Below are 25,974 nucleotides of genomic sequence, written 5' to 3'. Positions count from 1 at the left end.
CTACTTCCCGGACTCGTTGGACGCGGCGGTGACGATCATGCGCAGCGGGGTGCAGTTGAAGTCGTTGCAGGGATTGTTCATCTGCGGGCAGTTGGAGATGATGACGAGGGTGTCCATCTCGGCGCGGACCGCGACGCGGCGTCCCGGGCCGGACAAGCCGTCGACGATGCCGAGGGTGCCGTCCGCTCCGACGGGGACGTTCATGAACCAGTTGAGGTTGGAGACGAGGTCGCGGGGGCCGAGGCCGTAGCGGCGTCCTTCGGCCAGGAAGTTCTCGCGGCACCCGTGGTCGTGCTGGGTGTGGTGACCGTAGCGCAGAGTGTTGGACTCCTTGCCGCAGGCGCCGCCGATGGTGTCCTGACGGTCCACCTCGTTGGCGACCACGGTCATCAGCGGGGTGAACCGGCTGGAGCGCAGGACGGTACCGGTGCGGACGTAGACGTTCGCCTGACCGGCGAGGGTCTGGGGGACGCTGTAGCGCTCGGTGGTGTCGTCGGCGTTGAAGAGGAGGCAGTCGGCGGACTGGTTTCCTCCGACATCGACGATGGTGAGGACCTCGCCCTTCTTCACGATGGCGGACCAGGGGTCACGGGGACCGACAGTCTCGTCGAGGATGACGGTCCCGGGCGCCGCCGGGGCACCGGTGTCGAGGACACTGCCCGGGGCGTGGACGGCTCCGGCGGGGACGGACGAGGCGGGAGTACTCATGGAGTGTGGCCTTTCGAGGAGTCAGCTGCAGGTCAGCAGGTGTGGATGGTCAGGTGGTGGCCGATTCAGAGCCCGCGGGCTTCGGCGTAGTCGATGCTGTTGAGGTAGGCGCGGTGCCGTTCCGGGCTGGTGGTGAAGAAGCCGGAGTCTGCACCGGTCGGAGTGCTGCGCCAGGCGTGGACCCGCAGAGCACCACTGACATAGTCAGGTCGGGGGTCGAGGGGGTGCGGGGAGTTCGCGATGAGCACGATGAGCGGCAGTTCGGCGACGAGATCGAGGGTGGCGCCGGCACCGGCTCCGCTGTGGAAGGTCAGGGCCCCGTCCTCGGCGACATCGACGCCCTTGAAGAAGGAGACGGACGGCGGGATGTCGCGTTCACTGAGGCCGTGCTTGGCCCCTGCCTGTTCCAGCAGTGCCGTCCCGGCGGGATAGATGCCGTGGATCGCGGCGTCCCCGTACTTCCCGGCGGTCTGGGCGGTGGTCATAGTCCCGCAGAAGGTGTCGTGGTGGCCGGAGGTGTCGGCGGCGACGGTGGCTAGGACGCGGCCGTCTCCGGAAAGCAGCGGGTGCCCGGTGGAGAGGTAAGCCTGCCACGGGATCTTGACGCTGTCCGCGGCGTTGTACCGTTCCCAGGGTTCCAGGGCGTTGTAGAGCACCACGTGTGCGCAGGCTTCACCGTCGACGTCCTCGAACCGGAGGCGGGTGCCACGGGCGATGACCTTGTGGGTGTAGCCACCCGGCGCCACGGTCTCCGCCCAGGTCAGGGTGTCGGGATCCACGTCCTCGGGGCAGAACGGGCTGGCGGACGCGGGCAGGTACGGCATCCAGTCACGGAGCTGCCCCTCCTGGGAACGGGCGTCGTCCCTGGCACTGGAGAGACTGTCGGTGGTGTGGAGGTCGCGGGGACCCTCGGTCTGGGGAGTGTTCACGTCTGGTCCTTTCCTGGGGCCAGGTCTGAACCTGGTTCCTGTCAAATGCTCGATACCTGGGTCAGTATGGTGCTCTGGGATTGCGACGGGGTACCCCGGGTGTTTCCGCCCTGTAAACCTCGATGGCAAGAGCCGATGCGGACTCCTGCTGTCAGCTCACGGCCTTGAGCCCCGCCACACCGCCGATGATCACCATGAGGAAAACAACCTTCATCACCGTCAGATGCTCCTCCCCGAGAGCAACACTGATGGCCACGGTCGCCACCGCGCCGATGGCCACCCACACCGCGTAGGCGACACCGGTGGGCAGGTCACGCAGCGCCCAGGACAGTCCCCCGAGACTGATGACCAAGAAGGTGAGGAAGACGGCAATAGGCCCGAACCTCGTCAAGGAATCGACCCTCCCCAGCGCGATCACCCAGATCGGCTCGCACAGACCCGCCACCACCAACACGAACCACGCCATGCCTGTTCACTCTCCATCAACAGTGTTTCCCGAAAAAAGACAGTGAGTGAAGCGTATCCTGGCAGCCATGGTTTCGCAGAGTGAGCAGGTCGACGACTTCCGGACCGTGTTCCGGCACCACCCGGCAGGAGTCGTCCTCATCACCGCCACCGTCGAGGATCAGCCGGTCGGACTGATCCTGTCGAGCCTGTCCTCCCTGGCGATCGACCCGATGGCGGTCTCCTTCTCACTGGCCAAGTCCACCGGCCGGCCCGGTCAGATCCTCAAGGCCGAGAGTTGCCTGGTGCACTTCCTCGGACCCGACGAGGTCGACATTGCCCGCGAGTTCGCCGCCCGGGACGGACGTCACTTCACCGACAAGCAGGGATGGACCACCGCCCCGACCGGTGAACCCCTGCTCGCCGGCGCGCCGGCCGTGCTGCGCATCAGGCCGGTCGGCACTGTCCCGGTCGGCCCAGCGACACTGGTGGCCGCTGAGGTGGTCGAGGTGACGGCGTCCCCCGAGATGCTCGCCGGCGCCCTACCCCGTCTGTTCTACGTGGACCGGACCTTCTACCTGCGCCCGTCCGGCACGCCGGAGTCCTCCGCCCCGGACGAGGGCTGACCCCCTGCTCCTGCGGTCCAGTCCCCGGCGTTCCAACCCCGGGTGTTCTACCCCTCGGTGTTACCGGCGGACCAGGTCTCCCACGGGATGTTCCAGTCGCCGAGACCGTCGGAGCCGTTGAGGGTCTCCCCACCGGTGTTCTTCACGGTGACGATGTCGCCACGCTTGAAGTTCTCGTAGACCCACTGGGCGTCCGCCATCGACAGGTTCAGGCAGCCGTGGGAGGTGTCCGTGTTGCCCTGGGCCCAGACAGACCACGGGGCGGCGTGGAGGTAGATGCCGGAATAGGACATCTGCGTCGCGTAGGAGACGTCGGTCTGGTAGCCACCGGCGTCCAGGGCGAGGCCGTAGGTGGTGGAGTCCATCATCAGCGTGTCGTACTGGTCACCGATGGTGTAGACGCCGACCGGGGTCTCGTGGCCGGGCATGCCCATCGAGGTCGGCATGGTCTTGATGACCTCGCCGTTCTTCTTCACGACGACCTGCTTGGTGTTGTCGTCGGCCTCGGCACGGAGATCGTCACCGATGGTGAAGTCCGCCTCGCGGTCCTGCTGGCCGTACATGCCGTCGCCGAGGTCCTTACCGAACAGATCGGCCTTGACGTGGACCTCGGTACCCGGGGTCCAGTATTCCTTCGGACGCCAGCGGACCTCCTGGGAGGTGATCCAGTAGAACGCGCCCTCGACCTTCGGCTCGGTCTCGACGGTGATGGCGTCCTCGATGGCCTTGCGGTCCGAGGGCACCTCGTCGAAGCGCAGCGAGATGGTCTGGCCGACACCGACGGTGGCGCCGTCGAGCGGCGACATCGCACCGTCGGTGAGCAGGTTCGGGCTGAAGCTGGTGAAGCTCTGGTTGAGCTTCTCCTTGCCGGCCTTCGCCGCCAGCGTGTAGTTGCTGGAGTACTCCAGGTTGTCGGTGGAGGTCCACTCGGTCCTGTCGTCGTTGAACTTGCCCTCGATCTCGGTGCCGTAACCGTCGGTCAGGGCGACGGAGTCGATACCGTCGGAGTCGGTGACGGTGATGGGCTTGTCGACCTTCACACCGGTGGCGTCGTCCTTGACACTCGCTGCGAGATCACTGTCGATCTCCGTTGCGGAGGTGGTCTCCGACGCAGCGTGTTCGGTGTCGTCATCACCGTCATTGTCGATGGTGCACGCCGCGGTCGCCAGAAGGGTGATCGTGCCTGCGGCAGCGAGAATGGACCGCAAGGACCGCACAGAACGGCCCGGAAGGAACTGCATGGGAGTAAGACATCGCTTTCGTCGTGTGGTGAAGGGGCCAGTCGGCATGGTGGGAACATTCCTGCCCGTCGCTGCAGAGTAACTCTAGTCATCGGACGCCCGCCGACGAACCTCAAACGTCCGTTTCGCGAAAATGTGTCCCAATCGTTACCGGGCGTGCGAATCCTCCCGGGTATCTCCGCACGCAGCCTGACAGCCAGCTGTCCGTCAGACTGCCGCGGCACCCTGTTTACCCGATATGACCAGCGCGTTTGCCGGTTCATGTGCCGGTGCCCTATAGTTCTACCTCGTTGCACAGAGCAACCGACAATGCGTCATTAGCTCAATTGGCAGAGCAGCTGACTCTTAATCAGCGGGTTCGGGGTTCGAGTCCCTGATGACGCACCACACACCCCCGACCGGGTCCACCTGGTCGGGGGTTTCTCGTTGCGCGGTTCCGGCCGGGGCGACAGACCCCTGGGGGATTACCGGCGGGTCTGCAGCATCGCGACCAGCGGGCCGAGCACCCAGTTCACCACCGCCATGAGGATCGCGCCCCAGAACGCCGCACCGAAGGTGTTGACCACCAGGCCCATCCCGAGTGCCTCGGTCACCGTCGCCGCGAGGATGAACACCACCGCATTGATGACCAGCGCGAACAGCCCGAGTGTCAGGATCGACACGGGTAGACCGATAAGGTGCAGTACCGGTCGCACCGTCATATTGAGCAGCAGAATCACCAGGCCGGACAGCAGGTAGACGATGACCCGGTCATTCGAGCCGTCACCGACCAACGGTGACGACGGGGTGAGCACGTCCACCCCGCCGACGACGTTGACCACGACCCACAGGGCCACGGCTGTTCCGGCCGCCCGGACGAGAAGGTTCCACAGTGTTCCGATCACACCTGTAGACGGTATCAGTCGTCGGCGTCCCCACTCTGCCGCCGACCTGTCAGTTTCCGGACGATCCTCGGCAGATACGCGCCCACCACGATCATCACGAGGGTGCGCAGCACCTGTCCCACCGTCACCACCGCCGAACTGCCGGACTCGTGGGCGAAGGCCAGGACCGCGTAGATCCCGCCGGGCACCGTGGCGAGGTAAGCGTCCAACCGGCTGATGTCCGTGACCTGGGCGATGACGAGCGCGGCACCTACGGTGCCCGCGACCATGACGGTCACCGCGGTGAGGATGATCGGCAGGGCGTGGGACAGCTGACGCAGCGCCCCGATCGTCAGCGTGCCGCCGGCCTGGATGCCGATGATGCCGTAGGCCACGGTGAGCACCGCACCGTGCGGGGTGAGCCATACAGCGGGCACCCCGGCCGCGGAGAGGATCCAGGTCACCGCGATCGACACCAGCAGGTACGGCGCGGGGATGCTGAATAACCGCCGGGTCAGGCGGACGAAGGTCCACGTCACCGCCCAGACCACCGCCGCGCCCACCACCGGACGCAGATCAGGTTCCCACCAGTCGGACGAACCTCCGCCCACGCTGCCGGCGTCCTGCCCACCGAGCAGGTGCACGAACAACGGCAGGGTCAGCACCACGAGGGTGAGCCGCAGGTACTGCGTCAGCACCACGAAACGCACGTCGAGATGCAGTTCCCTTGCCATGAGCGTCATCGCGCTGGCACCGCCGGCCAGGGTGGAGATCATCGCCGATACCGGGTCGGTGCGCCCGAAACGGGCCAGGACAAGCCCGGCGACAGTACTGACCACGAGCATCACCAGGACCGACAGCGCCGTCGGCAGCAGGTAGCTGCGCACCGTCGCCCCGTCGAGCTCCATCAGCGGGGTCGTGCACACCATCGCGATGAGCACCTGGGCGGGCTGCATCGTCGCCGACGGCGGCGAGACCGTCCGGTTGCGCAGCAGCGAATAGAGACCGAAGACGATGAGGAACCCGAAGATCCAGGACGCGGGGATGCCGGCCTCCGTGCACCACCAGCCGACGAGGACCGCGACGACCGCGACCCCGACCAGTTCCGCTATGTCGCGGAACCGGCCGGGGCCGCTGTTCGCCGGGTTCGCCGAAGGGCTGCCGGGTGCCACCTATCGGGCGTTGGCGAGGAGACGCTGGATCTCCTTGATCTGCTTCTTCTCCTTGCGCTTGCCGTTGACCGACAGAGCGACGAGGAGGACAACTCCGGCGGCGACGCCACCGAGGATCAGCTGGACCTTCGGGTCGGACAGTGCGGACTGCACCTTGCCCTTGGCCTCGTCGGCGAGTGCGGACGGGGCGACCCGGGTGCTGAGCTGCTCGAGGGTGTCGGAGAGCTGGTCACGGGTGCGCTCAATGTCGCGCTGGATGGCGTCGGTGCTACGTGCCACGGAAGATCTCCTCGTGAGTGGAAAAGGAAGGGAAACGATCGGTATCGATTCGCCATTGTACGGCGTCCTCCCCCGCCTGCGCAGGTGAACCCCGGCCAAAGGTGACGGACGTATGCTGGCCAGCATGACTGACATCCGACTCGCCGTGGGCGACACGGCCCCAGACTTCACCCTCACCGACGACAAGGGCGGCTCCGTGAGCCTGTCCGACTTCCGTGGGAAGAAGGTCGTCGTGTACTTCTACCCCAAGGCGGACACCCCTGGCTGCACCACCGAGGCCTGCGACTTCCGTGACTCGCTTACCCAGCTCAACGACGCCGACATCGACGTCGTCGGCATCTCCCCTGACAGGCCCGAGAAGCTCGCGACGTTCCGCGAGAACCATGACCTCACCTTCCCCCTGCTCTCCGACCCGGAGAAGGAGACGCTGGTGGCCTACGGCGCCTTCGGTGAGAAGAAGAACTACGGCAGGGTCGTGCAGGGCGTGATCCGCTCGACCTTCCTCGTCGACGAAGAGGGGAAGATCGCGTTGGCGAAGTACAACGTCAAGGCCACCGGGCACGTCGCCCGGATCATCAAGGACGTGCTCTAGAAAGAGTTCCAGCGGCCCGGATCCCCGCCCCGGGACCCGGCCCCGGGTGGACGCCTAGAAGTGGCGTCCCACATGCGCCTCCTCGCGGAGCCGCTTCACCATGTGCGGGTAGTGCAGCTCGAAGGCCGGACGCTCGGAGCGGATCCTCGGCAGCGAGTGGAAGTTGTGGGTCGGCGGCGGGCAGGAGGTCGCCCACTCCAGGGAGTTGCCGTAGCCCCACGGGTCATCGACGGTGACGACCTCACCGAAACGCCAGGAACTGAGGACATTCCAGATGAACGGGATCATCGACACGCCCAGGATCAGTGCACCGAGCGTGGAGAGCTGGTTGTAGATCGTGAAGCCGTCGGACTCGAGGTAGTCGGCGTAACGACGCGGCATACCCATGTTGCCCAGCCAGTGCTGGATGAGGAACGTCGTATGGAAGCCGATGAAGGTCAGCCAGAAGTGGATCTTGCCCAGCTTCTCGTTGAGCATCCGCCCGGTCAGTTTCGGGAACCAGAAGTACACACCGGCGAAGGCGCCGAAGATCACGGTCGCGCTGACGGTGTAGTGGAAGTGGGCGACCACGAAGTAGGTGTCCGACAGGGCGAAGTCCAGGGCGGGGGACGCCAGCATGACACCTGTGAGACCACCGAACAGGAAGGTGCAGAAGAATCCGATGGCGAACATCATCGGCGTCTCGAAGGTGATCCGGCCCTTCCACATCGTGCCCAGCCAGTTGAAGAACTTCACGCCGGTCGGCACGGCAATGAGGAAGGTCATGAAGCTGAAGAACGGCAGCAGGACCGCACCGGTGACGAACATGTGGTGGGCCCACACGGCCAGGGACAGGGCGGCGATCGACAGCGTCGCGAAGACCAGGCCGACGTAGCCGAACATCGGCTTACGGGAGAAGACCGGGAAGATCTCGGACACGATGCCGAAGAACGGCAGGGCCAGGACGTAGACCTCGGGGTGACCGAAGAACCAGAACAGGTGCTGCCACAGCAGTGACCCGCCGTTGGCCGGGTCGAAGATGTGGCCGCCGAAGAGGCGGTCGTAGAGGACACCCAGGGCCGCAGCGGTGAGCAGCGGGAAGATCAGCAGCGACAGCAGTGCGGTGATGAAAATGTTCCAGGTGAAGATCGGCATCCGGAACATGGTCATGCCCGGCGCGCGCAGGCACAGCGTGGTGGTGATCATGTTGATCGCCGAGGCAATGGTACCGACACCGGTCATCCCCACTCCGACGATCCAGAGGTTCGACCCGACACCAGGGCTGTGGATGGCGTCCGCCAGCGGCATGTACATCGTCCAGCCGAAGTCCGCGGCACCACCGGGAGTGAGAAACCCGGCCAGGACCATCAGTCCACCGAACAGCGTGATCCAGAACCCGAAGGCGTTGAGCCGGGGGAACGCCACATCGGGGGCACCGAGTTGCAGCGGCAGAATGGCATTGGCGAAGCCCCAGACGATCGGTGTTCCGAACAGCAGCAGCATGAGTGTGCCGTGGATGGTGAACATCTGGTTGAACTGCTCGTTGGACAGGTACTGCATACCCGGGTGGAAAAGCTCCACGCGCATGAACAGTGCCATCAGTCCTGCGGCGAAGAAGAACAGGAACGACATCACGATGTACATGATCCCGAGCTTCTTGTGGTCGGTGGTGGTCAGGATGTCCCAGGCGTGGCTGCCTTTGGCGGACCGTCCGCCGTGGGCGGTGGGACGCTCTGCATGGGCAACGGCGTGGGCAGCCGCGTAGTCGGCGGCGCTGGTGGCTCCACCGGGCACGGGGAGCGAGCCCGTCGACGACGGAGAGTCAGGTACTGCAGTCATGATGTCGGCCTTCCGGCAACGGTGAACGCGGGTCGTCCGGCCCGTGCCCCGGACACTCCGGGGTGATGTCTGCGAGGGTAGGACACTCCGGACAAGCTGTGAACTGACTGTTGACCTCCGGTGGTGACCGTGCATGGTCGCCCCGGACCGCATCAGAGCAGGGCATCCCGTCTCCGGACACTCCTGTGGCGCACACCACGGTTCTTCTTGCCACTTGACAGACCTGTCAGTATTTTTGGGGGCATGTACTCGCCCAAAGGAGAGCGGCTCCTGGCCACCGCGACCCGGTTGTTCTACACCGAGGGCATCACCACTGTCGGCGTCGACCGGATCTGTGAGGAGTCAGGTGTCACCAAACCGACGCTCTACGCCCAGTTCGGCACCAAAGCCGGCCTTGTCGCCGCGGCCCTGGAACGACGCAGCGACATCCGTCGGCAGAGCATCACCAGGCAGATCCTGGAACAGCCGGCGGGACCCGAAGGGAAGGTCCTCTCCCTGTTCGACAGGTTCCTGCGCAACTACGCGAGACCGGATTTCCGGGGTTGCCCGTTCACCGTCGCTGCCGCGGAACTGCCGGACCCGGAGCACCCTGCCCGCGCCGTCATCGCCGGATACAAGGTCTGGCTGCATGACGTGCTGCTCCGGATGGCACTCGACGACGGGATCGCCGACTCACCGGCCGAGGCGGAGAACTACGCCGGACTGTTCTCCCTGCTCATCGACGGCGCCCATGCCGAGATGATCACCAGCGGCGACCGCCGTGCCATGCGTCGGGCCCGGGACATCGCCGCCGGCGTCATCGCGAACCGGGCAGGACCCCGTCGGACTCTCCCCCACCGGGCCGGTCCCCACCCGACCGGATAGCCGGAAAACTGTGGTGCGCCCGGGGAGACTTGAACTCCCACGTCCGTAGACACCAGGACCTAAACCTGGCGCGTCTGCCAATTCCGCCACGGGCGCATGCACGCTCTCACGTGCGCAGAGGTCATCGTAGCAACGCCCGGGAGCCGGTGGAGATCCGGCCCGGCGGACCGTCACTGTGTCCCCTGTCACGCCCGCCCGTCAGGGTTTCGACCCCGTCCACCGCCACGGGTACGGTGGAGTGCGTGTCCCGGGAAGCCCAGAAGAACCCTTTTCCGCTGCGTGTCCGCATCGTGCAGTGGAGCTTTCTCGCCGCCGCAGTGATCGCGACCCTGTGCCTGGCCTGGTGGCAGTGGGACCGCTGGCACGACAGTGACGGCACCTTCCAGAACCTCGGCTACGCCCTCCAGTGGCCGCTCTTCGGCATCTTCTTCATCGTGGCCTACCGCAAGTACATGGAGTACGAGCGTGACCGCGCCAACGGTGAGGAGGCCCCGGCGGTCACCAAACCGACTTCCCCGGACGAGATCACCGAGCTCTCCACGGACGTCCTCCCGCAGCGCGGGTCCCGTCAGCGTTCCGGGGACGCCGCCGACGTCTTCACCGACGACCGCCGACGCCGTGCCCGTGAAGCACGCGAAGCACGCGAGGCCCACGAACCCGGCACCACCTCCACCGACGAGAACAGGATCTCCTGAACAGCATGACCACCCCTGCCCGCCCCACACAGAATGCCGGCGCACCGATTGTCGCCGCCACCCCCGACCGGAAGCGTCGTGTCCAGGGTGCACTGACCCGCTACTCCGTCATGGCCTACATCACCGGTGTCATGCTGCTGTGGCTCTGCCTCGACATGATCCTGCAGTACATCGTCTTCAACATCGCGGACATCGACACCCCCGGCTGGTTCAAGTTCGTCGCCATCGCCCACGGCTGGATCTTCATGGTCTACTGCCTGACCTGCCTCGACCTGGGTGTCAAGGCCCGCTGGGCGCCGGGTAAGTGGGTCACCACGATCCTCGCCGGCGTCATCCCGGTGCTCTCGTTCATCCTGGAGCGCCGTCGCCGCGACGAGGTCCGCGAGACCTTCGGCCTCTGAGTCCCGCCGACGCGCACTCAGGCGCGTGAGGGCTGAATCCTGCCTTCCGTGCCTTCCATGCCTTCCATGCCCTTCGCTGCCCCCGCCGGCTCCCCTGCCCAGTCCGCCGCCGCCCACGCATCGTCCGGCAGCCCGGTCGGACGCCACTGGTGGGCGAGGCACGCCAGCACCGCCACGGCCGCAGATTCCGTCGTCACCGGCAGGGACGCCAGGTCCGGCAGGAACCCCGGATTGTGGTTCGAGGGGATGTCGATGTCGAGGCGTCCGGACGCCTCCGCCCGTGCCCACTGCCGTCGCGGCGTGATACCCACCGTCCAGAACAGGTAGGGACAGCCGAATGCGGTGGGGATGACCGGGAAGTCCTCGGACGCCGTCCACGGCTCCATGTCCTGTGAATCCACCCCGAAGTGCGCGTCGAAGTGCGGTCGCACCACCTCGAAGACCCCGGCGTCATTGTCCGTCGCCGCGAGCAGGCCGACGAACCGGAATTCCGGCTCGCGTTCGCATCCGGCCGCCACCGCCTCGGCACGTACGATCCGCTTGATCGACTCCACCGCCTTGAGCCGCCACCGTTCCGAGTAGAACCGGCAGCTCAGCGCGATCTTCGCCGAATCGGGGATGACGTTGTTCGCCTTACCCGCCTCAATCGAGGCGACGGTGACCACACCGAACTCCCCCGGCGGCAGTTCACGGGAGACGATGGTCTGCAGCTTCATCACCACGGCGGCGGTGAGCACCACCGGGTCCACACCGCGGTGCGGCATCGAGGCGTGTGCCCCGCGTCCGAACAGGGTGATCTCGATGGTGGTGGAACTGGTCGTCATCGGCCCCGGCGAGCAGTACACGGTCCCGGACGGACCGGGCAGCACGTGCTGGTCCAGGCAGACGTCCGGGCGTGGGACCACGTCACACAGTCCGTCGGTGACCATGCCGTGGGCACCGATCGCGGCCTCCTCGGCCGGCTGGAAGACCATGACGACCGTGCCGGACCAGTCCGACCGGGTGGCGTCGAGCACCGCCATGGCCCCCAGCGCGGTGACGGTGTGCGCGTCATGACCGCAGGCGTGCATCGTCGGCACCTGCTGGCCGTGTGAATCGAGCTGCGAGTGGGTCGAGGCGTAGGGTACGTCGGTGGCCTCGGCGACGGGCAGACCGTCGAAGTCGGCGCGGTAGAGCACCGTGGGCCCCTCACCGTTGCGCAGCACGGCGGTGATGCCGTAGCCGCCGATATTGGTGGTGACCTCCCAGTCCGGGAACCGGTGCAGCTCGGCGTGGATCCGGGCGGCGGTCTCCCGCTCCGCCCCGGAGAGCTCCGGGTACCGGTGCAGGTCCTTGTAGAGGTCCACCTGCCAGCTCAGGTCCGCGGGGCCGTCGGCCTCCACGGCGTCGCTGACGATCTGGGACGGGCTACCGGACACACTCACGGAGGTCACCGGTTCCTCTCTGGCTGGGGGAAGGGGTTTCAGTTCCCCACTGTAGCCAGCGACCGCAGCATCGGCACCAGCTGAGCCAGTGCACGACCGCGGTGGGACAGGGCGTCCTTCTCCTCCGGCGCCAGTTCGGCACTGGACTTCCCGGGGGTCTCCTCCGGCTCGAACAGCGGATCGTAGCCGAACCCGTTCTCCCCCTGCGGCCCGCGCAGCAGGGTTCCACGCCAGGTTCCGCGCACGGTCGTCTCGGCGTCCTTCCCGAGAGAGGACGCCATCTCCGCAGGCAGGGCGAGTGCGCACGCCGAGACGAAGCCCGCGCCGCGTCGGTCGTCGGGGACATCGGAGGTCTGGGCGAGCAGCAGGGCGTTGTTCGCCTCATCGTCCCCGTGACTCCCGGACCAGCGTGCCGAGAGGACGCCGGGCATGCCGTTGAGGGCGTCCACCGTGATGCCTGAGTCGTCGGCAACGGTGGGCAGACCCGCGTAGCGGACGCCGTCACGGGCCTTGATCAGCGCATTGTCCTCGAAGGTCGCGCCAGTCTCCGGTGTCTCGGGGTACCCGTCGACATCGCGCAGGGTGAGCAGTTCGATGCCCTCGATACCGGCGGCCGCGAGGACACGCTCGAGCTCACCGAGCTTCTTGCGGTTGCGGGACGCCACCAGAACCTGGACGGCCATCTAGTTCCACTCCCCCAGGGTGACAGCCTCGCCGAGCCCGGCATCCAGGGCGGCACGCTGCAGGTCGACGAGGTCGTAGAGACCACCCTCGGCGAGGTCGAGGAGCTCGTTGAGCTCGCTACGGCTGAACTCGGCGTGCTCGCCGGTGCCCTGGATCTCGACGAACCTCCCCTCGGCGGTCATGACGACATTCATGTCGACATCCGCCCGGCTGTCCTCCGGGTACGGCAGGTCGAGGCAGGGCACGCCGTCGATGACGCCGACGGACACGGCGGCCACCGGGTCGAGCAGCGGCTCACCGGGGACGACGCCCCGCTGCTGGAGCACGGCCAGCGCATCGGCCAGGGCGACGTAGGCGCCGGTGATCGAGGCGGTACGGGTACCACCGTCTGCCTGGAGGACGTCACAGTCGATGTTGACGGTGTTCTCACCGAGGGCCCGCAGGTCCACGGCGGCGCGCAGGGAACGGCCGATGAGACGAGAGATCTCGTGGGTACGTCCCTTGACCTTACCCTTGAGCGCCTCGCGCGGCATACGCTCCGCGGTGGCGGACGGCAGCATGGCGTACTCGGCGGTGAGCCAGCCTTCGCCGGAGTCCCGCTTGAACCGCGGCACGCCCTCGGAGACGCTGGCGGTGCACATCACGCGGGTGTTGCCGAACTCGACCAGCACGGAGCCGGCGGGGTTGGTGGTGAAGCCGCGGGTGATACGGACCGGACGCAGTTCGTCGACGGCGCGCCCGTCGAAGCGGGTGTAATCGGAGGAAGTCATGCCGGACAGCCTACCGCCCGGGCGGTCACAGCCCGGGCGTGACCACCATGTCGGGCACCGCGACCTCCACCGGCCCGTCATAGAAGCGCCGTGCACCGCGCAGTGCGCCTTCCACGTCCCCCCACGGCGGAATGTGGGTGAGCACCAGCCGTCCCACCCCGGCCTCCGCGGCGGCCTGGCCGGCCTCCTCACCGGAGAGGTGCATCTGCGGGGGGTTGTTGCCGTTGTCCCGCTCCCCCCAGGTCGCCTCACACAGCAGCACATCGGCACCGGTGGCGACGGCTGCGAGATGCGGGGTGGCGGCGGTGTCTCCGGAGTAGACGAGCGAGGAGCCGTCGGCGTCCTCGATGCGCATGAGGTAGGACTCGGTCGGGTGCACGGCGGGAGCGGCGTAGAGCCGGGCGTCCCCGATGCGGTGCTCGGTGTAGGCGGGGTCGGGGAATGCGACCGGCCCCTCGGTCGGCGCACTCCAGGTGACCATGTCGAAGATGTCGGAGAAGTCGTCGACGTCCTCGAGCCGGTCGGCGGAGGCCCGACCCAGATGTACCGGCGCGATCGACGGTCCGAGGAGCGTGTGCCTGCGCGTCGCGGCGTCCGTCGGGTGGTAACGCTGCCACACGGCCAGCGACGGGAAGTCGAGGCAGTGGTCGGGGTGCAGATGGGAGAACACCATGTGCACGTCACCTGGCCGGTCGTGCACCTGCAGCCGGGCGAGGACGCCAGGACCGATGTCCACGAGGATGCGCTGCCCGTCGGACATGCGCAGCAGGTAACCCGACGCGGCGTTGTCGGGCGATGCGAGGCTGCCGGAACATCCCAGAATCGTCATCTCCATGACATGCATTGTCCCACAGGACGACATCCGGGCGGTGACCGGACTTACCCTTGGCTCACGTCCCTGCCCGCCGGGGTGCTCACCGCAGGATCTCGGGGATCTGGCTCACGCTGGTGACCTGCGGGCCGAGGAACCGGCTGGCGAGGTGCGCGAACCGCTGCGGATCACCTGTGGACTCGAAGGTGTGCACCGGCTGCTCCCCTGCCCCGTCCCCCGGGCTCCGGTCAGCGAGGATCCCCTGTTCGTTGAGGGTGCGGTAGACGGTCTTCATCGTCTCCTCGGCGGAATTCACCAGGGTGACGTCATCCCCCATCACGAGCTGGAGGACGCCGGTGAGCAGCGGGTAGTGGGTGCAGCCGAGCACGAGGGTGTCCACGCCCTCATCCTTCAACGGTTCCAGGTACGCCTCGGCGAGACCGAGGATCTGGCGTCCGGTGGTGATGCCGCGTTCGACGAAGGGGACGAACTGCGGGCAGTCCTGGGCGAAGACCTCGACATTCGGGTTCGCCCGGAAGAGGTCCTGGTAGGCGCCGGAGGTGATGGTGGCGTGGGTACCGATGACGCCGACCCGGCCGTTGCGGGTGACGGACACGGCGCGTCGCACGGCCGGCAGGATCACCTCGATGATCGGGACCGGGTAGCGCTCGCGGGCGTCACGCAGGAAGGCGGCGGAGGCGGTGTTGCAGGCCACGACGATCATCTTGCAGCCCCGGTCGACGAGGTCGTCGGCGATGGCGGTGGCGAGTTCACGGACCACGGCCAGGGGCTTGTCGCCGTAGGGCGAGTTGGCGGTGTCGCCGATGTAGATCATCGACTCCTCCGGCAGCTGGTCGACGATCGCACGGGCGACGGTGAGCCCGCCGACACCGGAGTCGAAGACGCCGATGGGGGAATTGTCGAAGTTTCCTGCCATGGCGTCTGATCCTAGTCGGCGTCCTTCAGACCCGTCTTCTTCCCTGTCTGCCGGCTGGTCTGCCGCCCTGTCTGCCGCCCGGTGAGGAAAGCCGCGACCGCGCCACCGACCGCGCCGAAGAGATGACCCTGCCAGCTCACGCCCGGATTGCCGGGGAACAGGCCCCAGAACAGGCCGGCGTAGATCAGTGCGACGACCACGCCGAGGGCGATCTGTCCGAAGGACCTCACGAAGAACCCGCGCAGCACCAGGAAGGCGACCCAGCCGTAGATGAGGATCGACGCGCCGACGTGCACCGAGTTCTCCGGACCGGTGAGCCAGATGCCCACCCCGCCGACGATCACCGTGCACACCGAGGACACCCACACGGCCTTCTGCCCGGACAGGGCGATGAGGAAGAGCAGTACGGCACACGCCGGGGTGTTCGCCAGCAGGTGACTGAAGTCCACGTGGAGGAACGGGGCGACGATGATGCCGCGCAGCCCCTCGATCTCGCGGGGTTCCACGCCGTAGCCGGTGAGCCGGTAGTTCGACAGCGCGTTGATCAGCATCAGCACCCAGATGACGACCAGGAAGGACCCGGAGGTGATCAGGGCTTTACCGGTGCGGCTGCGTCGGAAGGTCGCCGGGGATTTCTCCCCCGTCCTCGCAGGGGTGTGCGGTGTGGTCATTCCATCAGCTCCGTCCAGGAGGGCACCTCGTACATCGAGGACGCCGCGAGGACCGCGTGCACCACGGCCCGTTCCGCACAGTCGGCGGCGACCGTGGCGAACAGGGCGAGTTCCTCACCCGGGACGCCGACACCGGTCTCTCCCCCACCTCCGGTGGACAGGGCGAAGAAGCTGTCGCCGTCCATCGGCAGATGGGAGGGACGCACCGCCCGGGCGAGCCCGTCATGGGCGGCCATGGCGAGTCGTTCGGCCTGGGCCTTGGTGACCGGGGCATCGGTGGCGACGACGCCGATCACGGTGTTCATGGGAGACGTGCCTGTGGTCCCGGGCGGCAGTTTCGTCCCGCCGAGCCCGCGGGCGAGCAGCGCCTCCAGCCCACCGTCGTCCGGGTCCGGCAGTCCGCCCCAGTAGCGTTCGAATTCGCCGACGCCGTCGCTGTCGAGTTCCGCAGCCAGCCCCCAGGGCCAGCCGGTCGAGGGGTCGACGACCGAGCCGACGGGATTGGCGACAAGGCCGACGGCGACCGTCTCCCCGGTGGGCAGGACCGCACTGGCCTGGCCGAAGCCGCCCTTGAGGGCGCCGGCGGTGGCGGCGCGTCCGGCACCGACACAGCCGTTGAGCGCGGGGCCGCTGACGCCGGGCAGTTCGTCGAGGGCACCCAGTGCGGCGGTCAGCGCCTCGCGACCGCAGTCGGCACCGGGACGGGCGGCGGGCGAGCCGACGGGCAGGTCGAAGATCACGGCGGCCGGGACGATGGGCACGATCGGGCCGTCCGGCACGGCGTCCCCGAAGACCGGGAACCCGATGCCACGCTCCTCGAGCCCGGCCATGACGCCGCCCGCGGCGTCCAACCCGAACGCGGAACCGCCGCACAGGGCGACGGCATGGACGGACTGCATGGAGTTCGAGGGCTTGAGCAGGTCGGTCTCGCGGGTGCCCGGGCCACCGCCGCGGACATCCACCGCACCGACGGCACCGGAGGGGCAGGCGACCACGGTGACACCCGAGGAGACGGGCGTTCCGGCGTCGTCACGGGCCGGGGCGTGTCCGACGGCGATGCCGGGGACATCCGCCAGGCCGTTGACCCGGCCGGGGACCGCGCCGAAGACGGAGGACATCGAGGACGCAGCTGCCATGACGGACCCCTATCCCTCGTCGAATCCGTCGGGCACGTCGAGTTCCCCCATCATGGCGCTGAGCAGCGTGTCCTGGTGGTAGCCGAGCCAGTCGAGGTAGTTCGCGGCGGTCTCGACCTCCTGGGAGGATTCCCCGTGCTCCACGCGGTACACGTCGAGCTGGGCGGAGTGGTACGTGCGGATGTCCGCCACCGCGTTGAGCCACGGGCCTGCCTGGTCGGCACCGATGCTGATGTTCACCGACCCGTCGGGGCCGAGTGCGTCGATGAGGATCCGCAGGTTGAGCAGCTTCGCCTTGATGATGTCCGTCTCGGTGAACTGCCGGGTGACGGACGCCTCCCCCTCGACCTCCTCCGCACCGTCGCGGAAGAAGGAGGGCAGCAGGCGGGCCAGGGCAGGGTCCTTCGGCGCGTCCGTGTGTCCGGAGGGCAGGCCGGTCATCTCGGCGAGTTCATCCTTCGGCGCCGACCGGGCGCGGCCCACGAGGGCGTCGGAGACGGTCACGGCGGAATCGCCGAGCATCTCGCGCTCCAGGGGTTCGAGACGCGTCTGGTAGCGGGTGCCGCGGACCAGACCCTTCTTCTTCGTCCAGGGGATCACGTCGATCATCCTTCGCTGCGCTGCATGGTGGCCCACAGGCCGGCGGTCTGAAGCTTCTTCACGTCCGCCTCCACCTTGTCACGGTCCCCGGAACTCACGATGGCCTTGCCTTCGGTGTGCACCTCCATCATCAGGGCGGTGGCACGTTTGCGGGAGTAGCCGAGCACGGTCTGGAAGACGTAGGTGACGTAGCTCATAAGGTTGACCGGATCGTCCCAGCAGATACACAGCCAGGGCAGATCGGCCTCGGTGAGTGTGTCCGGCAGTTGCTCTGCCACGGGTGTGGCAGCCGGGGCGGCAGGAGAAGTCATGCCACCCAGACTACCGGTGGTCACCGACGCGGCAACGGGACATCACTACTATGTGACAGTGTGACCGCATCCTCCACACCTTCCGGCAGTCGTCCCGGCGCTGCCTCCACGGCCTTGTTCACCGACATGTACGAACTGACGATGCTGCAGGCCGCCCTGGCCGACGGCACCGCCGACCGACGGTGCGCCTTCGAGGTCTTCACCCGCCGCCTGCCGAATGAACGGCGCTACGGCGTCGTCGCCGGCACCGCCCGGGTCATCGACGCCGTGAAGAACTTCCGTTTCACCGCAGAGCAGCTCGACGGGCTGCCGTTCCTCGACGGACGCACCCGCACCTACCTGGAGAACTACCGCTTCTCCGGACAGATCGACGGCTACCGCGAGGGCGAGCTCTACTTCCCCAACTCCCCCATCCTCACCGTGCGCGGCACCTTCGCCGAGTGCGTCGTGCTGGAGACGGTGATCCTGTCGATCCTCAACTTCGACTCCGCCGTCGCCTCCGCCGCGGCCCGTATGGTCACCGCCGCCGAGGGGCGTCCCATCATCGAGATGGGCTCGCGCCGCACCCATGAGGACGCCGCGGTCTCTGCCGCGCGCGCCGCCTATCTCGCGGGCTTCGTGTCGACCTCGAACCTGGAGGCCGCGGCACGCTACGGCGTCCCGGTCGGCGGCACCAGCGCCCACGCATGGACCCTGCTGCACACCGACGCCGACGGCCGTCCCGACGAGAAGGCCGCCTTCAAGGCACAGATCGAGTCCCAGGGGGTGGGCACCACCCTGCTGGTGGACACCTACGACATCCGCCAGGGTGTCGCCAACGCCGTCGAGGTCGCCGGTACCGGCCTCGGCGGGGTACGCATCGACTCCGGCGACCTGGGCGTGCTCGCCCGTCAGGTCCGTGACCAGCTGGACGCCCTGGGCGCCTACGACACGAAAATCTGCGTCTCCTCCGATCTCGACGAGTTCGCCATCGCCTCGCTGCGCAGTGAGCCGGTGGACACCTACGGTGCCGGGACCTCCGTGGTGACCGGCTCCGGCGCCCCGACCGCGGGCCTGGTCTACAAGCTCGTCGAGGTCGACGGCACCCACGTCCACAAGCGCAGCCGCGGCAAGGCCAGCCACGGTGGAGCCAAGCAGGCGCTGCGTGCCTGCCGGTCCACCGGCACCGCCGTGGAAGAGGTCGCCTGGTCCATCGACGAGGACGCCCCGGACCTCGGCGGCGTCCTCAACACCGTCCAGCTCACCGTGCCGCTGATCCAGGACGGCGAGCCGGTGGACGATCTGGCGTCCCTCGACGAGTCGCGGGACCACCTGGCCGCCCAGCTGGTATCCCTGCCGTGGGAGGGCCTGGCACTGTCCCGTGACGAGCCGGCCCTGTCCGTGCGTTTCATCGGCCTGTGAGCGACCAGACGCCCTCCGCCTCCGGCACGCCCTCCCCGCTCGACCTGCTGGACCACACCGTCGAGACCCTCGGCGGCACCCGACGCGACGGCCAGAGGACCATGGCCGCCGCCGTCGCCGACGCCATCTCGGAGGAACGCCACCTGGCTGTCCAGGCCGGCACCGGTACGGGGAAGTCCATGGCGTATCTGGTGCCGTCTCTGGCCCACGCGGTCGATACCGGACGCCGCGTCGTCGTCTCCACCGCCACCATCGCCCTGCAGCGTCAGCTGGTGAACCGGGATCTGCCGCGGGTGGTGGACGCCCTGTCCCCGAAGCTGGGGCGACGCCCCACCTTCGCGATCCTCAAGGGCCGCAACAACTACCTCTGTCTGCACCGCACCGGCGGTGGCGCCCCGTCCTCCGGGGACGGGGAGGATTCGCTGCTCGACGAGGCGGAACTTACTCGCACCGGCGCCCAGGTCACCCGGCTGCGCGACTGGGCCCAGGAGATCCTGGAGACCGGCGAAGGTACCGGTGACCGTGACTCCCTGCCCCGGGGCGTCTCCGACCAGGCGTGGCGTCAGGTCAGTGTGACCAGCCGGGAGTGCGTCGGGGCGTCCCGCTGTCCCTTCGGCGAGCAGTGCTTCGCCGAGGCCGCGCGCGCCGAGGCCGCTGAAGCCGATGTCGTGGTCACCAACCACGCCCTGCTGGCGATCGACGCGATGGCGGACAGTTCGGTGCTGCCGATGCATGATGTGGCGGTCATCGACGAGGCCCATGAACTCGAGGCCCGGATCACCTCCGTGGCGACCGCCGAGCTCACCGCCGCGTCCCTGGCGATCCTCGCCAAACGCTGCGCCAAGGTCGGTCCCGACGGCTGCGCGGACGCCGTGGAGGAGGCCGCGGACACCTGGACGGCGGAGATCGAGGCCGCGGTCACCGCCGGCACCGCCCCGGAAGGTCGGTGGCTGCAGGTACCTGTCCAGCTGCAGGAACCGCTCATCGCCCTGCGTGACGCCCTGTGGGGCCTGCGCTCGAAGTTGCAGGGTGGCAAAGGCACTGTGCCGACCGGTGCGGAGAGCGCGAAGGACGCCGAGAAGACCGCTGAGCTGCACCACTGCATCTCCTCCTGCGAGGAACTGCACGATACGGTCGTGCGGATCCTCGACGAGGATGACTCCGGCGACGACAGCGTCTTCGGCGAGGATGTCGTCTGGCTCGGCGGCGACCGCTCGCGGCGCGTGGTCCGGGTCGCCCCGCTGAGTGTCGCCGACCTGCTGCGTACCCGCCTCTTCGGGGACTCCACCGTCATCCTCACCTCCGCGACACTGGCCCTGGGTGGCCGGTTCACCGCGATGCTGGCGTCCTGGGGGCTGTCCGCGTCGAAGTGCACCACCCTGGATGTCGGCACGCCGTTCGAGGCCGGCACCCACGGGATCCTCTACATGGCCCGCCACCTCGACCCGCCGGGCCGGGATGCTGCCTCCCCCGCGACGATGGACGAACTCGCCCAGCTCATCAATGCCGCCGGCGGGCGTACCCTCGGTCTGTTCTCCTCCCGGCGGGCCGCCGAGGCCGCCGCCGCGGAGATGCGCACCCTCGTGCCCTACGACATCATGCTGCAGGGTGAGGACACGCTCGGCACCCTCATCGACCGCTTCCGCGCGGAACCGGAGACCTGCCTGTTCGGCACCCTCAGCCTCTGGCAGGGCGTGGATGTGCCGGGCCCCTCCCTGTCACTGGTCGTGATGGACCGGATCCCCTTCCCCCGCCCGGATGACCCGCTGATGCAGGCCCGGAAGGAAGCTGCCGACAAGGCGGGACGCAACGGGTTCATGGAGGTCTCGGCCACCCACGCCGCACTGCTCATGGCGCAGGGTGCGGGACGCCTGCTGCGCAGTGTCGACGACCGTGGCGTGGTCGCCGTCCTCGACTCGAGGATCGCGACGAAGCGCTACGGGTCCTTCTTCCTCGCCTCGATGCCGCCGTTCTGGACCACCGCCGACGGGGGTAAGGTCCGCGGCGCGCTCCGCCGCCTGCGCGGGTGAACTGCGCTACCGCGTAGGATCGCCCATGTAGTTATTACAGCGTCGAAATGTCCACAGGAGTATCCGCATGCCCGTGTCCAGTGACCAGAGCGACTTCACCGTCCCCCCGGTGGGCCTCTACGACTACATCTACGGCTCGCTGGCCCCGGAGGACGAGGACCGCGTCGCCGTGGTCGATCTGGCGGACGGCACCGAATCCACGTTCGCCACGCTGCGCAGTCACGTGGACGCCGCGGCCGGTTGGCTCCACCGTTTCGGGGTGCGCACCGGGGACGTCGTCGCGCTGCAGTGCCCCAACTCCGAGAATTTCATCGTCGCCGCTCACGCGGTGTGGCGTCTCGGTGCGGTTCTGACCCCCGTTCCGCTGCTCTCCACCCCGGAGACCGTCGCCCACCAGATCAAGGACTCGGGCGCGACGCTGCTGCTGACCCTCGCCGGCTTCGGCGACGGTGGTGAGGAGGCCGCGGAGCTCGCCGGGCTGCCCGCCGACCGGCTGATCCACCTCGACGACTCCCGCGGACTCAAGCAGATGTACGCCGAGCGCAACACTCCCCCCGAGGTCAGCTTCGATCCCGCCACCCACCCTGCCGCGCTGCCCTATTCCTCGGGCACCACCGGACTGCCGAAGGGTGTGAAGCTCACCCACGGGAACCTGGTGGCGAACATCGCCCAGATCGAGACCGCCGGTGTGGTCACGCGGGAGGACACGATCTTCGGCGTCCTGCCGTTCTTCCACATCTACGGACTCACCGTGCTGGCCAATGCGGCGATGCGGCTGCGTGCCCGGCTGCTGACCTCCCCCCGGTTCCAGCTGAACACCTTCCTCGCCGCCCACCAGGATCACAAGGTCACCTTCACCTTCATCGCCCCGCCCGTGGCGGTCGCACTGGCGAAGGACCCGGCTGTCGACGGTCACGACCTCTCCGCCCTGCGTGGCGTGTTCAGTGGTGCCGCTCCGCTCGACGACGACCTCGCACGCGCCGTGGAGAAGCGGCTCGACATCCGCGTCTACCAGGGATACGGTCTCACCGAAGCCAGCCCGGTGACGCACATGAACACCGACGGGAACCTCTCGCGTGGTTCCATCGGCAGGCCGGTCGCCGGCACCGAGCACAAGATCGTCGACCCGGAGTCCTTCAAGGAGATCCCGGTCCCGTCCGAGGGCGTCAGTGCCGACGGCGAGCTGTGGGTCCGCGGGCCCCAGGTCATGTCCGGCTACCTGGGTGACGAGGAGGCCACCGCCGCCACCCTGCCCGGTGACGGCTGGCTGCGCACCGGAGATCTGGCGCGCCAGGATGACCGGGGCGACGTCTATATCGTCGACCGGCTCAAAGAGATCATCAAGTACAAGGGCTACCAGGTTCCTCCGGCAGAGCTCGAGGCTCTGCTGCTGACCCTGCCTGATGTGGCGGACGCCGCAGTCGTCGGCGTCGATGACGCGGCCACCGGCGCGGAGATCCCCAAGGCCTACGTGGTGCGACAGGCGGTCGCCGAGGGCGACACCCGCTCCGACGAGGAGGTCGCCACCGCCATCGAGGACGCCGTCAACGCCCGGGTGGAGCCCTACAAGAAGATCCGTGCACTGGAGTTCCTGTCTGAGGTGCCGAAGTCGGCCACCGGCAAGATCCTGCGACGCACGCTGCGCGACCGGGGCTGATCAGCTCCGCTGCAGGGCGACGACCGTGAAAGAGCCGGGGGCGATCTCCGTGTAGCCGGCGTCCTGTACCACCGCGGCGGCCGGGCCGAGGGAGTCGGCCGTCATCCGTCGCCCGGCTTCGTCGCGGACCTCGGCGAAGCGCCCGGCGGGGACCTCACAGACATGCAGGGGGAAGCCGCGGCGTGCCCAGTCGAGGGCCGCGTCCTCGTCCATCGCCGCTGCGAGGAGCATCGAGCCGTGGGCGACCTGCGCCGCGGCCTTGCCGACCGTCATCTCCAGGGACGCGTCGACGTAGATCACCGGGGCGTCATCCACGGTGAGGATGTCCTCCGGAGCATCCGCGTAGGAGGCGCCCGGCTCCAGGTCCGCGCCCTGGATCTGCAGCTTGTTCAGCGTCTCAGGGGTCTCCGTGACCGGGCATGGCGTGAACGCTCGGACGGAGGCGTCGTCCACCGAAACGGTGACACCGGGCAGGCCCTGGACATCCCGCCACTTCTTGTTGCGTGCCCGACGGGCGATCTTGCGGATCCTGGCGCCGTACCAGCGTCCCAGGGCGTCGGCGAAGACCGAGTCCTCCCCTGCCCTGGGATCGAGGCAGACGGCTACGCAGGCGGTGGCGGCAGCCTCCAGCAGCGCACGACGGTCCGGCAGCGGATCGTGCGGGAACTCCAACACCAGTGGCATGGCATGGACAGTGGTCGGATCGTCGGGGTTCTCACCGTCGCGGTCATCGCCCATGGCGTCCCGCAGACGGGCGTGGGCCCGACGGACCAGCCCGGTGTCTGTGTCCTCACTCACCGCGGTTCGAGCGGGACGCGCCGGTAGGTCCCGTCCTCCAGGTCGGCGGAGTCGATCTCCTCGCGGGAGATACCGAGCATGAAGAGCACCTCGTCGAGGAAAGGATGGTTGACGGTGGCGTCCGCGATCTCGCGGAGGGCCGGCTTGGCGTTGAAGGCGATGCCCAGGCCGGCCACGGACAGCATGGCGATGTCATTGGCACCGTCACCCACGGCGACGGTCTGGTTCAGGGCGATGCCGTTGGACCAGGCGAACTCCTTGAGGCTCTCGGCCTTCACATCGCGGTCGATGACCTGGCCGATGACGCGTCCGGTGAGCTTGCCGTCGACGATCTCCAGGGTGTTCGCCCGGTAGAAGTCGAGGCCGAGTTCACGGGCCAGGGGTTCCAGCACCTGGACGAAGCCGCCGGAGACAGCGCCGGTGCGGTAGCCGAGGCGCTTGAGGGTACGGATGGTGGTCCGTGCACCGGGGGTGAGCTGGACGGCGCGGGAGACCTCGTCGATGACGGTGGCGTCCAGGCCGGCGAGGGCCTTGACCCGCTCATGGAGGGACTCGGAGAAGTCGATCTCACCGCGCATCGCACGGTCGGTGACCGCGGCGACCTCGGCCTCGCGGCCGGCGTGGGCGGCCAGCAGCTCGATGACCTCCTGCTGGATGAGGGTCGAGTCCACGTCGAAGCAGATCAGGCGCTTGGTCTTGTTGGCCAGGCCGGCGCGCTGGATGGCGATGTCCACCCCGGAGCCGTGGGCGACCTCGGCGAGGGCCTCACGTAGATCGGCGGAACCGCCGGGAGCGGGGTTGGCGACGGTGATCTTCAGCTCCAGTCCGGTGACCGGGTAGTCGGCGATGCCGCGGATCCGGTCGATATTGGCACCGTGGTCGGCGAGGACGCGTCCGATGGTGGAGATGTGTTCGGCGGTCACCGGATCACCGAGGACGATCACCGCGTGGGTGGAGCGTCCACGGGCCTGCTGGATCTCGTCGGAGACGTCGACGGTGACGCTCATGCCGGTGCCCTCGAGGACGTCGTCAAGGTTCTCCCGCAGTGCGGTTCCCTCGGACAGCCGGTAGCCGACGTAGGCGGCGAGGTTGAGGTTGCCGCGGAAGACGGCCTGTTCCACGTCGAGGAGCTGGGTACCATGCTCGGCGAGCGTCCGGAAGAAGTCGGCGGTCACGCCGGGCTGGTCCGGCCCGGTGAGCGTCACGACCGCGGGGGTGAGCCCGTCGGCGAGGGTGACGGTCAGGTGAGCATTGTCGGCGGTGTTGGTCTGGGGTGTCTGCTGCGCTGCATCCGAGTTGTCCACGTCATACATTGTCGCACCCGGGGCGCAGACGGCGACAGCCGCACCCCGCGTAGCTGGGGTGCGGCTGTCGTTCAACCGTTGCCTGGCCGGTGGCCGGGCGGAGGGGATGCCTAGAAGTGGCGACCCACGTGAGCTTCCTCGCGCATGTTCTTGACCATGTGCGGGTAGTGCAGCTCGAAGGCCGGGCGCTCGGAGCGGATCCGGGGCAGGGACTCGAAGTTGTGGCGCGGCGGCGGGCAGCTGGTGGCCCACTCCAGGGAGTTGCCGTAGCCCCACGGGTCGTCGACGGTGACGACCTCGCCGTAGCGCCAGGAGCTGAAGACGTTCCAGACGAACGGGATGACGGAGATACCGAGGATCAGCGCACCGATCGTGGAGATCTGGTTGTAGATCGTGAAGCCGTCGGACTCGAGGTAGTCAGCGTAACGACGCGGCATACCCATGTTGCCCAGCCAGTGCTGGATGAGGAACGTGGTGTGGAAGCCGATGAAGGTCAGCCAGAAGTGGATCTTGCCCAGCTTCTCGTTGAGCATCCGGCCGGTCATCTTCGGGAACCAGAAGTACACGCCGGCGTAGGACGCGAACACGATGGTTCCGAAGAGGGTGTAGTGGAAGTGCGCGACCACGAAGTAGGTGTCCGAGATTTGGAAGTCCAGGGCCGGGGAGGCCAGCATGATGCCGGTCAGACCACCGAAGAGGAAGGTGGCGAAGAAGCCGATGGCGAAGACCATCGGGGTCTCGAAGGTGATCCGGCCCTTCCACATGGTGCCGAGCCAGTTGAAGAACTTCAGGCCGGTCGGGACCGCGA

Annotated in this window: 28 protein-coding genes and 2 tRNA genes; 9 read left to right on the top strand and 21 right to left on the bottom strand. The window is 67.8% G+C overall.

The features are described 5' to 3' along the window. From CVA01_RS09630 to CVA01_RS09620, 3 genes are all read right to left on the bottom strand, one after another. On the bottom strand, positions 1-708 hold the full coding sequence (locus CVA01_RS09630) for an urea amidolyase associated protein UAAP2 (protein WP_141330348.1): 708 nt from the start codon (positions 706-708) through the stop codon (positions 1-3). A 65-nt stretch (positions 709-773) separates the two neighbouring features. Next, the gene (locus CVA01_RS09625) at positions 774-1,637 is read right to left on the bottom strand and encodes an urea amidolyase associated protein UAAP1 (protein WP_244938234.1); all 864 of its coding nucleotides are present in this window, start codon (positions 1,635-1,637) and stop codon (positions 774-776) included. Between the two features lie 151 nt (positions 1,638-1,788). Then, positions 1,789-2,103: a DMT family transporter gene (locus CVA01_RS09620; RefSeq protein ID WP_141330346.1), complete on the bottom strand. Its 315-nt coding sequence runs from the start codon at positions 2,101-2,103 to the stop codon at positions 1,789-1,791. 67 nt (positions 2,104-2,170) lie between these two features. On the opposite strand from CVA01_RS09620, the gene CVA01_RS09615 reads away from it, so the two are divergent. Continuing rightward, positions 2,171-2,707, top strand: a complete 537-nt coding sequence (locus CVA01_RS09615) for a flavin reductase family protein (RefSeq protein ID WP_141330344.1) — start codon at positions 2,171-2,173, stop codon at positions 2,705-2,707. 47 nt (positions 2,708-2,754) lie between these two features. On the opposite strand, the gene CVA01_RS09610 is transcribed toward CVA01_RS09615, so the two are convergent. Continuing rightward, positions 2,755-3,948, bottom strand: coding sequence for a L,D-transpeptidase (locus CVA01_RS09610; RefSeq protein ID WP_141330342.1), 1,194 nt, complete (start codon positions 3,946-3,948; stop codon positions 2,755-2,757). Positions 3,949-4,259: 311 nt separating this feature from the next. Here CVA01_RS09610 and CVA01_RS09605 point away from each other — a divergent pair. Beyond that, a tRNA-Lys gene (locus CVA01_RS09605) sits at positions 4,260-4,335 on the top strand. Between the two features lie 77 nt (positions 4,336-4,412). Here CVA01_RS09605 and CVA01_RS09600 read toward each other — a convergent pair. The 3 genes from CVA01_RS09600 to CVA01_RS09590 are packed head-to-tail and all read right to left on the bottom strand — an operon-like array spanning position 4,413 to position 6,262. After that, complete coding sequence (locus CVA01_RS09600; protein ID WP_014009286.1) at positions 4,413-4,832, bottom strand: phage holin family protein; 420 nt, start codon at positions 4,830-4,832, stop codon at positions 4,413-4,415. Positions 4,833-4,846: 14 nt separating this feature from the next. Further along, entirely contained in the window at positions 4,847-5,983 is a 1,137-nt protein-coding gene (locus CVA01_RS09595; protein ID WP_141330340.1) for an AbrB family transcriptional regulator, read from the bottom strand. Further along, positions 5,984-6,262, bottom strand: coding sequence for a DUF3618 domain-containing protein (locus tag CVA01_RS09590; RefSeq protein WP_014009284.1), 279 nt, complete (start codon positions 6,260-6,262; stop codon positions 5,984-5,986). Positions 6,263-6,386: 124 nt separating this feature from the next. On the opposite strand from CVA01_RS09590, the gene bcp reads away from it, so the two are divergent. Further along, entirely contained in the window at positions 6,387-6,854 is a 468-nt protein-coding gene (bcp, locus tag CVA01_RS09585; protein WP_041630434.1) for a thioredoxin-dependent thiol peroxidase, read from the top strand. Positions 6,855-6,908: 54 nt separating this feature from the next. Here bcp and ctaD read toward each other — a convergent pair whose 3' ends face one another. Then, positions 6,909-8,672 carry an aa3-type cytochrome oxidase subunit I gene (ctaD, locus tag CVA01_RS09580; protein WP_444979568.1) on the bottom strand — a complete coding sequence of 588 codons (1,764 nt, stop codon included), beginning with the start codon at positions 8,670-8,672 and terminating at the stop codon, positions 6,909-6,911. A 243-nt stretch (positions 8,673-8,915) separates the two neighbouring features. On the opposite strand from ctaD, the gene CVA01_RS09575 reads away from it, so the two are divergent. Further along, a complete protein-coding gene (locus CVA01_RS09575; protein ID WP_014009281.1) occupies positions 8,916-9,536 on the top strand; it encodes a TetR/AcrR family transcriptional regulator in 621 nt (206 codons plus the stop codon). Positions 9,537-9,547: 11 nt separating this feature from the next. Here the strand turns inward: CVA01_RS09575 and CVA01_RS09570 are convergent. After that, positions 9,548-9,632 (bottom strand) — tRNA-Leu (locus CVA01_RS09570). Positions 9,633-9,778: 146 nt separating this feature from the next. On the opposite strand from CVA01_RS09570, the gene CVA01_RS09565 reads away from it, so the two are divergent. Further along, positions 9,779-10,231: a hypothetical protein gene (locus tag CVA01_RS09565; protein ID WP_141330338.1), complete on the top strand. Its 453-nt coding sequence runs from the start codon at positions 9,779-9,781 to the stop codon at positions 10,229-10,231. Positions 10,232-10,236: 5 nt separating this feature from the next. Then, entirely contained in the window at positions 10,237-10,632 is a 396-nt protein-coding gene (locus CVA01_RS09560; protein WP_014009279.1) for a DUF3817 domain-containing protein, read from the top strand. Between the two features lie 17 nt (positions 10,633-10,649). Here the strand turns inward: CVA01_RS09560 and CVA01_RS09555 are convergent, their stop codons facing one another. The 9 genes from CVA01_RS09555 to clpS form a co-directional block, all read right to left on the bottom strand. Then, positions 10,650-12,056, bottom strand: coding sequence for an amidohydrolase (locus CVA01_RS09555; protein ID WP_141330460.1), 1,407 nt, complete (start codon positions 12,054-12,056; stop codon positions 10,650-10,652). A 38-nt stretch (positions 12,057-12,094) separates the two neighbouring features. Next, positions 12,095-12,739 (bottom strand): non-canonical purine NTP pyrophosphatase, encoded by a 645-nt coding sequence (locus CVA01_RS09550; protein WP_141330336.1) that lies wholly within the window; start codon positions 12,737-12,739, stop codon positions 12,095-12,097. Beyond that, positions 12,740-13,510, bottom strand: coding sequence for a ribonuclease PH (gene rph / locus CVA01_RS09545; protein ID WP_014009276.1), 771 nt, complete (start codon positions 13,508-13,510; stop codon positions 12,740-12,742). A gap of 25 nt (positions 13,511-13,535) precedes the next feature. Beyond that, a complete protein-coding gene (locus CVA01_RS09540) occupies positions 13,536-14,345 on the bottom strand; it encodes an MBL fold metallo-hydrolase (RefSeq protein WP_014009275.1) in 810 nt (269 codons plus the stop codon). Between the two features lie 79 nt (positions 14,346-14,424). Further along, complete coding sequence (murI, locus tag CVA01_RS09535) at positions 14,425-15,258, bottom strand: glutamate racemase (protein ID WP_014009274.1); 834 nt, start codon at positions 15,256-15,258, stop codon at positions 14,425-14,427. 11 nt (positions 15,259-15,269) lie between these two features. Further along, entirely contained in the window at positions 15,270-15,929 is a 660-nt protein-coding gene (locus CVA01_RS09530) for a rhomboid family intramembrane serine protease (RefSeq protein WP_141330334.1), read from the bottom strand. Continuing rightward, a complete protein-coding gene (locus CVA01_RS09525) occupies positions 15,926-17,065 on the bottom strand; it encodes a P1 family peptidase (protein ID WP_141330332.1) in 1,140 nt (379 codons plus the stop codon). Before CVA01_RS09525 ends, CVA01_RS09530 begins: the two co-directional genes overlap by 4 nt. 9 nt (positions 17,066-17,074) lie before the next feature. Beyond that, positions 17,075-17,665 carry a DUF2017 domain-containing protein gene (locus CVA01_RS09520; protein WP_141330330.1) on the bottom strand — a complete coding sequence of 197 codons (591 nt, stop codon included), beginning with the start codon at positions 17,663-17,665 and terminating at the stop codon, positions 17,075-17,077. Between the two features lie 5 nt (positions 17,666-17,670). After that, positions 17,671-17,976, bottom strand: a complete 306-nt coding sequence (gene clpS / locus CVA01_RS09515) for an ATP-dependent Clp protease adapter ClpS (protein ID WP_014009270.1) — start codon at positions 17,974-17,976, stop codon at positions 17,671-17,673. A 126-nt stretch (positions 17,977-18,102) separates the two neighbouring features. Here clpS and CVA01_RS09510 point away from each other — a divergent pair, with 126 nt between their 5' ends. From CVA01_RS09510 to CVA01_RS09500, 3 genes are all read left to right on the top strand, one after another. Continuing rightward, the gene (locus tag CVA01_RS09510) at positions 18,103-19,377 is read left to right on the top strand and encodes a nicotinate phosphoribosyltransferase (RefSeq protein WP_244938246.1); all 1,275 of its coding nucleotides are present in this window, start codon (positions 18,103-18,105) and stop codon (positions 19,375-19,377) included. Then, on the top strand, positions 19,374-21,407 hold the full coding sequence (locus CVA01_RS09505; protein ID WP_280528073.1) for an ATP-dependent DNA helicase: 2,034 nt from the start codon (positions 19,374-19,376) through the stop codon (positions 21,405-21,407). The genes CVA01_RS09510 and CVA01_RS09505 overlap by 4 nt, the downstream gene beginning before the upstream one ends. A gap of 67 nt (positions 21,408-21,474) precedes the next feature. Further along, complete coding sequence (locus tag CVA01_RS09500) at positions 21,475-23,064, top strand: AMP-binding protein (protein WP_141330326.1); 1,590 nt, start codon at positions 21,475-21,477, stop codon at positions 23,062-23,064. Here the strand turns inward: CVA01_RS09500 and CVA01_RS09495 are convergent, their stop codons facing one another. From CVA01_RS09495 to CVA01_RS09485, 3 genes are all read right to left on the bottom strand, one after another. Next, positions 23,065-23,802, bottom strand: a complete 738-nt coding sequence (locus CVA01_RS09495; RefSeq protein ID WP_141330457.1) for an aminoacyl-tRNA hydrolase — start codon at positions 23,800-23,802, stop codon at positions 23,065-23,067. It lies immediately after the preceding gene. Positions 23,803-23,858: 56 nt separating this feature from the next. Next, complete coding sequence (gene serB / locus CVA01_RS09490; RefSeq protein WP_014009265.1) at positions 23,859-25,175, bottom strand: phosphoserine phosphatase SerB; 1,317 nt, start codon at positions 25,173-25,175, stop codon at positions 23,859-23,861. 101 nt (positions 25,176-25,276) lie between these two features. Beyond that, positions 25,277-25,974: cytochrome c oxidase subunit I (locus tag CVA01_RS09485; RefSeq protein ID WP_174775629.1), on the bottom strand; the 698-nt coding region annotated here is incomplete at its 5' end.

The organism is Corynebacterium variabile, assembly GCF_006539825.1.
Taxonomy (GTDB): Bacteria; Actinomycetota; Actinomycetes; order Mycobacteriales; family Mycobacteriaceae; genus Corynebacterium; species Corynebacterium variabile.
The sequence above is the reverse complement of the archived record's forward strand: the minus strand, read 5'-3'. Positions and strand labels throughout refer to the sequence as shown.